Origin of the sequence: Bradyrhizobium sp., assembly GCF_049581145.1 — a bacterium.
Classification (GTDB): domain Bacteria; phylum Pseudomonadota; class Alphaproteobacteria; order Rhizobiales; family Xanthobacteraceae; genus Bradyrhizobium.
The window spans coordinates 1-11,242 of the sequence record NZ_JBAURI010000670.1 but is presented as its reverse complement, the minus strand read 5'-3'; the positions used below and the strand labels follow the sequence as shown (position 1 = coordinate 11,242).

Annotated in this window: 11 protein-coding genes; 7 read left to right on the top strand and 4 right to left on the bottom strand. The window is 61.5% G+C overall.

Annotated features, from left to right (window positions below):
* Positions 1–39: 39 nt before the first annotated feature.
* Complete coding sequence (locus tag WCB02_RS21855) at positions 40–225, top strand: DUF3606 domain-containing protein (protein ID WP_423961329.1); 186 nt, start codon at positions 40–42, stop codon at positions 223–225.
* A 43-nt stretch (positions 226–268) separates the two neighbouring features.
* On the opposite strand, the gene WCB02_RS21850 is transcribed toward WCB02_RS21855, so the two are convergent.
* Entirely contained in the window at positions 269–532 is a 264-nt protein-coding gene (locus WCB02_RS21850) for a hypothetical protein (protein WP_423961324.1), read from the bottom strand.
* Between the two features lie 177 nt (positions 533–709).
* On the opposite strand from WCB02_RS21850, the gene WCB02_RS21845 reads away from it, so the two are divergent.
* Positions 710–1,084 carry a hypothetical protein gene (locus WCB02_RS21845; protein ID WP_423961322.1) on the top strand — a complete coding sequence of 125 codons (375 nt, stop codon included), beginning with the start codon at positions 710–712 and terminating at the stop codon, positions 1,082–1,084.
* Between the two features lie 12 nt (positions 1,085–1,096).
* Here the strand turns inward: WCB02_RS21845 and WCB02_RS21840 are convergent, their stop codons facing one another.
* The 3 genes from WCB02_RS21840 to WCB02_RS21830 form a co-directional block, all read right to left on the bottom strand.
* On the bottom strand, positions 1,097–2,326 hold the full coding sequence (locus WCB02_RS21840; RefSeq protein ID WP_423961321.1) for a hypothetical protein: 1,230 nt from the start codon (positions 2,324–2,326) through the stop codon (positions 1,097–1,099).
* 110 nt (positions 2,327–2,436) lie between these two features.
* Positions 2,437–3,447, bottom strand: a complete 1,011-nt coding sequence (locus WCB02_RS21835; protein ID WP_423961319.1) for a hypothetical protein — start codon at positions 3,445–3,447, stop codon at positions 2,437–2,439.
* A gap of 2,018 nt (positions 3,448–5,465) precedes the next feature.
* Entirely contained in the window at positions 5,466–5,876 is a 411-nt protein-coding gene (locus tag WCB02_RS21830; protein ID WP_423961318.1) for a c-type cytochrome domain-containing protein, read from the bottom strand.
* Between the two features lie 441 nt (positions 5,877–6,317).
* Here WCB02_RS21830 and WCB02_RS21825 point away from each other — a divergent pair, with 441 nt between their 5' ends.
* The 5 genes from WCB02_RS21825 to WCB02_RS21805 all read left to right on the top strand — a co-directional run.
* Positions 6,318–6,608, top strand: coding sequence for a hypothetical protein (locus tag WCB02_RS21825; RefSeq protein WP_423961315.1), 291 nt, complete (start codon positions 6,318–6,320; stop codon positions 6,606–6,608).
* A gap of 449 nt (positions 6,609–7,057) precedes the next feature.
* Positions 7,058–7,261 (top strand): hypothetical protein, encoded by a 204-nt coding sequence (locus WCB02_RS21820; protein WP_423961313.1) that lies wholly within the window; start codon positions 7,058–7,060, stop codon positions 7,259–7,261.
* A 305-nt stretch (positions 7,262–7,566) separates the two neighbouring features.
* Entirely contained in the window at positions 7,567–8,268 is a 702-nt protein-coding gene (locus tag WCB02_RS21815; protein WP_423961327.1) for a flavodoxin domain-containing protein, read from the top strand.
* Between the two features lie 38 nt (positions 8,269–8,306).
* Positions 8,307–10,310: a hypothetical protein gene (locus WCB02_RS21810; protein ID WP_423961311.1), complete on the top strand. Its 2,004-nt coding sequence runs from the start codon at positions 8,307–8,309 to the stop codon at positions 10,308–10,310.
* Between the two features lie 417 nt (positions 10,311–10,727).
* On the top strand, positions 10,728–11,242 hold a 515-nt coding region (locus WCB02_RS21805), incomplete at its 3' end, for a hypothetical protein (RefSeq protein WP_423961310.1).

Sequence of the window (11,242 nt, the reverse complement as noted above, 5' to 3'; positions counted from 1 at the left end):
GAGCAACCCATGACGGTAAAGAACATGGCGGTAAAGAACATGGCGGCCAAGAAAAAGAAGACGGCGCGCGGGCGAAAGCAGGACCGGGCGCGGGTCGCCGGCGGGCAGGACTACGAAGTCCGTTATGAGGCGAAGAAGACCGGCCGCTCGGCATCGGCCGTGAAGCAGGCGGTCAAGAAGGTCGGCAATGCGCGCAAGCGGGTCGAGAGGCGCCTCGGACGCTAGGTCGTGGTCGTGCGGCCGGCGCAGAGACTCGGCGCCGGCCCGTCTATTCAGGCGGACATTCGGGGCAGGTGTCTCCGATCGACTCGAGAACCTCGGCGAGCGCCACGGCCGCCGCCTGCGGCGACATGCCGGGCGGCGGATCCTGGCGCGCGATGTCGAAGGCGCGCTCATGGGCGTGCGGATCGGCGCGGTCCTGCTGCCAGCCGTGCTCCTCGCATTCACGGATGGCGCCGGCTTCGTTCAGCACTGAGATCGCCCATCCGCGCAGTGTCCGGATCGCCGGCCTTCGTTCCTTCCGCATCAGCATCGAAGATCGCTCCTTGTCGGAGACGAATCCATGAGATCGCCTCTCGTTCCGGCGCTGCTAGCACAGGGCAGGGATTCGAAATCGGGGTGGCTGCCGCGGGGATCCCCCTTCTCGCGACGATCTTCGCGTTTTTGGAAGAAATATGCCGGCGAAACCTTCAACGAACGGCAGCGCGCCATGATCGAGCGCCTATGCAACGGCTTCGAAGGCAAGCTCACCTCATCCAAATGGGCGACGCTCGCCAGAACCTCTCGAGATACGGCGCTGCGCGACCTTGAAGATCTGGTTTCGAAGGGCATCCTCGGGAAGGACGCTGCCGGCGGCCGCAGCACGAGCTATTCGCTGGTCGAGGCAGACATTGGCTCGTCATGCGGTATTTCCATCAAGACCGAGCGGCCTGTCGGTTTTTCGATCATTGACATGCCGGCTAGCGACCTCTGGAGATCTACGACTTCGTGGTGCTACGCGGCGATAACCCGAAGGACGCGCGACCTTCCTTCAAGGGTTCTCGACCTCCTCGCCGCACGCATCGAGAGCGTTCAGACCGAGTGAGCGGCGTTGCCGTCAAGGTGTCCGTATCAGGCTCACGCTCTCCTCAGCCCCCGCTGCGCAGGGCGTGAGATCAAGCGCACGTAGGCCATTCGAAGCCCAAATCCAATCCGTCAGCCGCGGATAGTCATCGTAAGCGGTGCGTTCAAAAGCAAATCCCAGAACTTGATCATTTTCGTCGAGAAGTGCGCAGCCACTGTCCCCTTCATCCGTATCGGGGTCGGTTTGGATCTTCAGTTGCATGTTAGGGCGAGCGCGGAGAAGTCCATTGTCGGTCCCGAATATCCGTGTTTCACAGTTTTGGTTTGTTGCACCATCGAAGTGGACACGATCGGCCTTCGCAGGCTCCCGGTCCTGACGAACTCCCTTGAGTCCAGCCAGGGACGAAGGCAATCTGGATTCAGGCAATGGGATGAACACGAGATCCTGAACCGGACAGGCGTTTTTTACCGCACTTGATTGTCCACCAACCCAAACTTTCGTGCCCACGGGCCCGGTGCCGTGAAAGCATCCCGTCACGCCGAATTCGCCGTGCTGGTCTCGGCAGAGTACACCTGCGGTGGAAACCGACCCCTGTTCGGCTGTCGTTCGCGTGTCCTCGGCCGTTATTTTTACGTGAGGCGAGGGTACGCAGAGTGGGATCATCCGCGGCCTCCGCGTCAGCACGATCTCCGGCTGTGAGATTGCGAACACCTCAAAAAGTGCCTGCCAGCGCCCCTTCAGAACCTCACCAAGCGCGATCGCCTCCGGGGTTCCATCTTGCGGATCGACGGCGTTCGACATTCCCTTTTCGATGGCCCACAGCGCAATGTGCAATTCGTCCGAAATGATGCGACTTTGACCCACGCTTTGGAGCTTCGGAGACATCAACATCAGGGTCGGCGGCTGTTTGGCGTTCCTTGGCATCACCACAAAACGATCAGTTTCGCCTGCCTTGCCAGTAAGTCGTAGTGCCTCCGCCGTCGCCTCCAGGGTCAGCCTGTCGAGCGCGGCCAGCGTCTTGCGTTCGTCGCCGCCGAGAGCTTCGTTGACCCGCTGCCCTGTTTCAGTACGAAATATCCGAACCAGCGGATCGAGAAGGACTGTTGGATCCCCCGGACCCGGTTCGAGAGGCCACGGTGAGCGCCAATCCGGGCTGGCACCCCCGTCAATCCGTTCGCGAAACCCATAAGAGGCCCCAAGCGGTTGCCAGCCCTTGAAGGCGATATCCAAAACATCGGCGAGACCGGGACCTTTTGTTGCCATTGCTCGGCTCCGAACACAAATTCCTTCGAAAACGACAGGCCCAGGCTTGCAGCCACGCGATTCATCTTCCGCGAAGAATCAAGGCTCGGCCAGAAACGGTCGCCTCATCCTTAATCGTCGTAGAGGTTCAGGTCGATAAGCCTGCGGCCCTTGAAACGCTCTCGTTCGGCGGGTCGAACGGCTTGGCCACCTCCCGGAAAGGCGTCTTGCAAATCCGCTCTTGCCTTCTCTTTCAATCGGTTCTTGTCACTTGGGATCAGGTCGGGACTGGTAATCACGCGACGGTTGAAGGCGGCAAGAGCTTCCTCTGCTTCTTTGTGTTTTCCCGAGTTGATGGCGTTGGTGAAGTCGGCATATGAGTCCTGCAGCGCGGGGATCGAACCCCAATCCGGGTTCCTGTTGCTGCTGCGAATGGAAAACACGCAATACGCGGCCTGAAGCGGTTCGCCGTTCTGCAGGAGCTTGCGGTCTTGCGGATCAATCGTCAAATCCGTCGACGCAAGAGTGCCTTTTTTCTTCGCGACCAGGGCGCACAAACGACTTCGATCCAGGGACAAATCGGTATCGATGGCCAGTTCAATCTCTGTGTCGTTTTTCTGGCCCGCAATCATGTCGAGGCCTTCCGTAATCAATGGCATGAAGGCGTCGACCTTTGTCGCGATACTTAGGCCTGCCTTGTCGGACACCTTGGTTACATAGTCGATGAGCGGTGTTATCAGATTGCCAGACTTTACCGAGAAAAGGCCCAATTCAAGCCCAAACGGATCTCCTCGCCAAGGTATTGCTCCCATGATCCGCTTGGAGACAGTGATCACGCGGCCCAAATTGTTGGCATCCATGGTCGCCAGGTTTTGCGGCTTGGTAACCGAAGCCTTTTCGACCCGATTTGCACCTTCTCTCGCCAGCGAAGCAAATGAATAGATCACGCCATCGAAGGTCGTTGCGAAACGGCGCGCTTTTTCCAGCCTCAAGGATTCCACGTAAAGCTCAACGTAGCACTCGTCGGGTGAAACGGGCTTTCCGGCAATGCCGATTCCGGGGTCCGTTAAGTCGTCCAAAAGCGTCCAATCGGTGGGAGGCACCCCTGCGACTTTATTCAACAGATTGTTCAGCCATCCCATGACGTGATTCCTTTCTCTTCGGTTGAGGAAGAATGGCGCGGGCGGCCCGGCGATTGGCGTGACTGGCCCTTTAGGGCTGTGGTTGCCGCGGGCGATTCGCCTGATTGGGAGAGTTCCAGCTCATGATCGCTTCAACGCTGGTGAACAAGATGAGGAATGCGAGCCCGGTTGGATAAGGCCCACGGAGGCTACACAATCGTCCGTTCATTCACGTGTGAGCTGCTTCACACCCTTGCGCTTTTGTGATCGAGCACATGGATGCGTCGGGATTGCTGCTACAGGCGGCTTTTAGCGTCTCCTCGGCAACTCGGCGAGCGCCGGGTCGACTTCGGCGAGCCGATGGAAGGTGCGATGGCCCCGCCGGGTGCCGGCTCCGGCGCCCGGCCCGCGAACAGCCGGGCCTCCAGCTCGGCGTCCGTGGAAGCGGCCGGCGTCCCCGATAACGTCTGGAGTTCCCGGGCTCGTCATGGCGGCAGCTCCGCCGGCGTCGCGCGAGTTCCATTCGGCTTCCGTGGTGATCCAGCCGGCATTGCCGATCGTTTCGTCGCAGCGGCGGCTATGTTCCTCCGTAAGCCCCGGGCCGCCGTCCGCGGCCCCGGCGCGTCCCTTGCGCCGGAGTCGTTCAGGTCGCCGATTGGGACAACTGCAGAAATCGACCCGATGTTCAGTCAGACGCCGATCACCGTCATATTTGCCTGCCGCGAATGCGGAGCGGCGTACGTCGCCAGGCAGGAGCGCTGTGAGGGGAAACGGGCAGGGCGCTTCACCTGCAGCTGCGGGGTTGCGGTTTATGTCTGGTCGAGCATTTATCACTACGCCGATTGGAAACCGCTCTGACCGGCCTGAGGCCAGGAAACAGCCCCCAAACTGGCTCCGGCCGTTGCTTGGCGACTTCGCCGTTTGCGCGCACATGGCGCCGGCCCGGCTTGCTGCTCCGGCGCGTTGCGAAACGCGCGCCTCCATCCTTGGATCGTTTGCATCGCTGGAACGTTTGCGGCTCGAGTGAGTCAATTCTACGCTTCCTGTTGTGCGTCCTTCGATTGTGCCGAGGCGAGGAAGCGAGGTGTCGAGGATGTCGAGCGCGAGTACGATTGCAGACCAGCGGATGCGATGTCCACGCTGCCGTGCCCGTCCGATCGTGCAGAGCAGGATTCAGCTGCGGCCCGGCATCGCCTATCTCACCTTGCGCTGCGTCCTGTGTGGTCTCGTGTACGATGCGAAGGTGCCGTCCGGCCCGGCGATCGGCCCCGAGACTGGCTCAGCCAAGGCAGTCTCCACCGACGCGGCCTCCACGGACTAATCCTTGTTGCTTTGCAGCAATCACCGTATTTGTACGGTGGCCGGTTCCTCAATGCGCTCGCAATCGTCTGCGATCCTTGCAGGATGAGTAGTGCTTTCGATTGTGAAGGTGAGGCGCAGGCGGCACTGAAGAGAGCCGTCAGCGCCACCGAATTGGACGAGCGGCTGCAATGGTTGCGGGTTGCTCTCGCCTGGCATGACCTGGCCGGCAACACCGCGCAACCTGCACGCGCGCACTTGGAGCCATCAGCATGTCCTGTTTGAACCGTCGGCGTCCGATCCCCGTATCTCGATAATGGCGGGACTCTCAGGCCCGTCGATTGCCCCCTGCACCGCGCCGGGGGATAGGCAAGGGATGGACGGGCGATGAGGCGGCAGATCAAGAGAACAGCCGAGACGGACTGCGAGGCTTGCAACGGCACGGGCTTTCCACCCGTAGAGCAACCACCGAAACCCGGCCACAGGATATATCCGGCGCCCTGCAAGAAATGCGGGGGCAAAGGGCGGATCACCGAGGCAGCTGACTGACCCGGCGCGGAAGCGCAAAAGCTTGCCACCATCGCTCGAAAAGCGGGCGCGATATTGTCCATAGCAGCCGAGGGGCACCCGTCGGTCTCGCGAGAGTCGCCGATTCGCCGACGACTCCGTCAGGTCTGAAATCGCCGCCGACGGCATCGTGGCCGAAATGATCGGAGAGAGCGGCGCACCCCGTGCGTCCGTCAGTTGTTCAGCGCGCCTTCGCGAATCCAGGCGCGAATCGTGTCGCGGTCGCAGGTCGAGAGCTTCTTCTTGCCGAGCGGCATGTGGGTCTCGGGCGCGCCGCGCCATTCCAGCAGCCACATCAGGTTGCTGCTGTCGGGATCGCCGGGGATCACCATCTTGCCCGACTTGGTGCCGTGCATGACGCCGTCATAGGTGCTGAGATCGAGCCCGCTCTTCTGGCTACCCTGGCCGCCGGGCGTGTGGCAGCTGTAGCAGTGGCCGGTCAGGATCGGCACCACGTCGTCAGAAAAACTGGTCTTGGCCTGGGCGGCGCAGACCTCATCGGAGGAGCTGATCATCTCCAGGGCAACGCTGCCCCCGACCGCCAGAAAGGTCGCCGCTCCCAGAACCAACAGTCGCCGCCGCATGTGAATGTCCCTCTTTGCTTTCCTGAAAAGCGTTCGTGAGTCTCGCCCAGCCTGGATGACGTGCGGAGCGAAATCAGCCTAGGCGCTACCCATGCGTCCGGCGTTGACCCAAGTCAATATTGCGGCCGCGCGCAGCCGCCGCGATCGGTCCGGTGATGCGCAGCCTGTGCATCGTCTCGGTTTCCTTTCTCGGCTGCTTTTCTTCTTCCTTCTTGGTTTCCCTTCTTGGCTTTCACAGCGATCGCCGGTCGAGAACTCGGTCGAACCAGCTCACAGCGCGACCGGGACCGGTTGCCGCGCCGGATCCGGCGGTGGCTGCCGAAGATTCGTGCAGGCGGTTCCTGCAGCACATGGTCGATTTACCGGCGGTTCTTGACGCAGCTCAATGTGAGGCGTCACGAAATTCATAGATTGCCCATACTATAAAACTGGATGCAGTCGATGGTGGCCATGCGGGGTGATACGTGGAACGTGTTTGAGGCCGATCGCGTGACTGAGCCCGATATCTGGTACGTCTCGTACCGCTCGAACATCAGCCCCAGGCGCGACGACAGCGAGCCTCGGTTCGCGCGCGCGACCCGTAAATTCAGGACGGAAGCCGAAGCCAGGAAGTTTGCCCGCGACATCATCGACAAGGGCTGGAGCGCGATCGCCGGCACCCTGAATCCCCACACGCCGAAGAAGACCGTGTCGTCCACGCGAATCCTGGACTGGATCGCCGGCAAGTTTTGAACGACTATCGAGCGCCTGGCGAAGCAGCGTATGCACACTTGCATGCATTTGGGCGCTTTCCGCTTCGAGGCGTGCTTGCCAAATCAGCCAGGCGTCCGGCGCGGGAGCCCTCGGCCACGCTCCGCGCGTCTGCCTGATGCTCCAGCCCGTCCATCGCCGTCATCGATCTGTCGCACGACTGCTCCAGCCAAGACGATCACCGACGATTACCGACGATTACCGCCAAGACGATTACCGCCAAGACGATCGACTCCAAGACCATCGCCTCCAAGACCATCGCACCGAGACGATCCAGTGCAAGCCGCCTGTTGTTGCGACCATCGATACGACGACGATCAGCGCGCTTTTTGCAGGATGTTGACTGAAATCAATTCGTCTTTGCCAAAGGATGAATATCAATCTAGAGGTGAACGGCAATTCTGCGTTCGTTCCATCGATGGAGATGAGATATGAATCTAAAGGTTTTAGGGGCTGTCGTCGCCGCGTTGACGATGGCTGGAGCATTGACGATCGCCGCTCCTCGATCGGCAAGCGCAAAGCCGGAATTTGCTGCGGCAACCGGCAAGCCCTGCGCTGCCTGTCATGTCAATCCGGCGGGCGGCGGCAAGCTGACGGGAGCCGGCGAGAAATACAAGAAAACCCTGGCAAAATAACGGGCCCTCGCGGCACCCCCGACCGGAATGACGGTCGGCGGCTTGGCTTGTCTTGGCTTGTCCTAGTCTTGTCTTGGTCGGCTTTTCTTGGCTTCTTGCCTTGCCTGCAAATCAGCCCACTCTCAATCAGCAATTCGAAATGCGGGCTCGACCTGGTGCGACGAGTTTTCTTGTCGCGGCCGGCCGAGCCCGGGGTAGGGGCGCCAGGCTTCTCGGGAGAGGTCCTTCAGAGAACGAAGTTCAGCGGAGATCCTTGGCTCGCGAGATGCTGAACCGGTTCAGCCTGGGAGAGGCTCGGTAGAGTGATGGAGCTTTTCTATGCCACGCGCGATGGCCAGTCGCGGCGGATCGCGGAGCGGATCGCGGCGGGCCTCGCCGTTCAGGGAATCCGCGTATTGCCGCAGGATCTGGCGATCGTCTCACCTGGTTTGCCAAGCTTGGCCGCAGTCGAAACCGGCCAGGCGGCAGGCCGGACAAGCCCGGCGGCAGCGCAATTGGTCGTGCTCGTCGCCGCCGTGCGTTACGGTTTGCCGCTGCCGGAAGCCGAGCAGTTCCTGGCCCGCTACCGGAAGCTGAGCAAGCCGCCGCAGCTCGTCCTGTTGTCGGTCAACCTGACGGCGCGGAAACCCGGCAAGGATACCGCCCAGGGCAATGTCTATCTTCGCAAGTCGATCGCCCGGCACAGGCTTGATCCGGTCTTCGCACTGGCCATTGCCGGGCGTCTGGACTATGCCCGCTACGGCTTCTGGGATCGCCAGCTGATTCGCTTCATCATGCGCCTGACTGGCGGGCCGACCGATCCCGCGACCTCGATTGAATACACGCCATGGCCCGTCGTCGATGAGGTGGCGCTCCGAATCGCGGCGCTGCATGGCCGGATTGCGGCGCCTGCCGGCCCAAACGAGAGCACAGCCGCCCTTAATTTCGACTCCGTTGATCCTGGTCAACTCTCGCGCGCGAAGAAGATAATAGGTATGACCGCAATGTGGCGGGGCGGGACAAGATGAATAGATCGTTCGGGAACGAAGCTGTCGGAAGCGTAACATTGGCCGTTCGCGGGCGGTTTGGTCGTCGGCTGTTGGGGATCGCTGCGAGCTTTCTCCTGGTCGCGACCTGTCTTTTGCCGGCTCTTTTACCCCAGGCCGCGCGCGCGCAAGACGCTGCCGCCGATCAGCCCAATCCCGCGCTCAGCAACGAGGCCTGCCTCGGCTGCCATGGCCAGCAGGGATTCGGCCAGCTCGACGCGGCCCATGCGGCCGAACCCGGCAGCCCGCCGAAAGTGCTGACAGATCGTTTTCTGGGCAGCGTGCATGGCCAGCGCCAGTGCGTGGAGTGCCACACCAACATCACCAAGCTGCCGCACGAGAAGGTCACGGTGCAGGTGAGCTGCGTCAATTGCCATCGCGATCTGCTGGAGACCGCGAAGGAAGACAACAAGCCCGACACGATCGCCAAGCTCGGCGGTGTCGTGCAGATGATCGACCGCTACATGAAGTCGATCCACGCGCAGCCGAGCAGTGATGATCAGTCGCACACCAACGCGACCTGCTACAACTGCCATGACGCCCATTACGTGTATCCGAAGGGCAGTCCCAACTTCAACTATTGGCGGCTGAGCCTGCCCTACACCTGCGGCGCCTGCCACACCCAGGAACTGGCGGAGTACAAGACGTCGGTCCACGGCAAGGAAGCGCTGCTCAACGGCAATGCCAAAGCGGCGGTCTGCTCGGACTGCCACACCGGGCACGACATCCAGGACGTCTCGCTGGATTCGACGCAGCTGCAGATCGTCAAGAACTGCGGCAGCTGCCATACCGAACAGTTCAAGTCCTATGTCGGCACCTATCATGGCCAGGTCAACACGCTGGGCTTCACCTTCACGGCCAAATGCTTCAACTGCCACGGCAGCCATACGATCCAGCGCGTCGATAATCCGGCTTCCACGGTATTTCCGGCCAATCGTCTCAAGACCTGCCAGAATTGCCATACCAACGCGACCGCGGGGTTCGTGACCTTCCAGCCGCATGCCAACGACCACGATTTCGCGCGCTATCCCTACACCTGGGTGGCCTCGAAGTTCATGCTGGGGCTGCTTGGCGGCACCTTCCTGTTCTTCTGGACCCATTCCGCGCTCTGGTACTTCCGCGAATTGCGCGACCACCAGCAGAACAAGAGCCGGCCGCATGTCCGCGCCGAAGCTCTGACGGCCAATGGCGGCCAGCCTGTGGTCTATTATCAGCGCTGGCCGGCGATCTGGCGCATCGCCCATCTCGGCTTCGCGCTCACCGTCATCATGCTCGTGTTCACCGGCATGACCCTGTTCTATGCCAATACCGAGTGGGCGCCGGTCATCAGCCATGCGTTCGGTGGCCCGCGCGTGACCGGCGTCGTGCACCGCGTCTTTGCCACGGCGTTTGTCGCGATCTTCTTCTGGCACCTGGCCTATGTGACGCTGCGCATCGGCCGCAACTGGAAGACGTTCCGCTGGTTTGGCCCGGATTCGCTGATCCCGAGCCTGTCCGACCTTTATGATCTGATCGCGATGGGCAAATGGTTCTTCGGGTTCGCGCCGAAGCCGCAGCTCGATCGCTGGACCTATTGGGAAAAGTTCGACTACTGGGCGCCGTTCTGGGGCGTCACCATCATCGGCGTCAGCGGCGCGATGCTGTGGTTCAAGGAGCTCACCGCCACTTACCTGCCGGGCTGGGTGTTCAACGTCGCCACGATCTTCCATGGCGAGGAAGCGGTGCTGGCGGCCGGCTTCCTGTTCACGGTGCACTTCTTCAACAATCACTGGCGACCGGACAAATTCCCGCTCGATATCGTGATGTTCACCGGCAAGATGACGCTGGAGGAGTTCAAGCACGAGCATCACGTGGAATATGATCGCCTGGTCAAAAGCGGCGAGCTGTCGAAATATCTGGTCGATGCGCCCTCGCAGCCACTGACGCGCGCGTCCAAGATCCTCGGCTTCACCCTGATGGCCTGCGGGTTGATCCTGTTGGCGATGGTGGTCAACGGCTTCACCGATCATCTGCTGATGGGGTGATCGCGCCGCGCGCCTATCGCGTGGCCTGCGGCGTCCGCGATCGTCAGATGACGTGATTCGGACGCCGTTTGGTGCCGGCGTCCTGCAAAGTCCGACGCGGGACTTCTGTTCTCTCCCTGAGCGATCTGTTCTGAGGCTGGCGCGGCAGCGGGCAAGCGTTGCGCGCCCGCGCCCCTGTTGCAAAGTCATCAGTAGCAGGGCGAAATTCCGTAAATACCCTGAAAATCTCCAAGTGTTGCTTTTTAGCAATATCGGTGTGGGGCGATATCCGGTTCCCCTAAGGTTGAGGAATTCTTAATGGGACAGTTTGGGCTCGGGGGCCTTTAGATGAGCACGTTGGGCAATTTTGAAGAAACCCTCGCTGGGGAAGTCAATGATCGGCGCGACGGAGGTGGAGCAGCTCCCGTCAAGAAGCTGGTGTCGATTCTGCTGGCGGGGCTGATCGGCTGGGCACCGCTGGGCTTTGTCGAGTCCGCCTCTGCCCTCGAAGTGGGGGCCGTGCAGGGCGGATACGGATCCGGCGGCCAGGGCATCTACGCCGCGCTGCAGGATCTCGACAAGTCGAGCGCCCCGCTCGCGCCGCCGAGCCGCGACGACGATGCATTCTCCGCGCTCGCGGGCTTCGCCAAGACCACGGCCAAGACCACGGCCAAGACCACGACCAAGACCACCGCATCTGCGCAATCGAAGGCGACAGGCGCCTCCGGCCAGAGCGTCATGGCGTCTTCGCAGGACGACGCGGTCTTTGCCGAACTCAGCGACTTCGCCAAGGAATTCGCCAAGCGCGCGGGCACGGCGCAGCCGGTCTCGCATCAGACGCGCATCGAGCTGGCAGATGCCGACAACGCCGTCGATGCGCTGAAGGACTTCCTGAGCAGCAAGCCCAGCTCCGCGCCGCCGCCCGAGGCGCCGGCCAGCACGCCCGTCAAGGC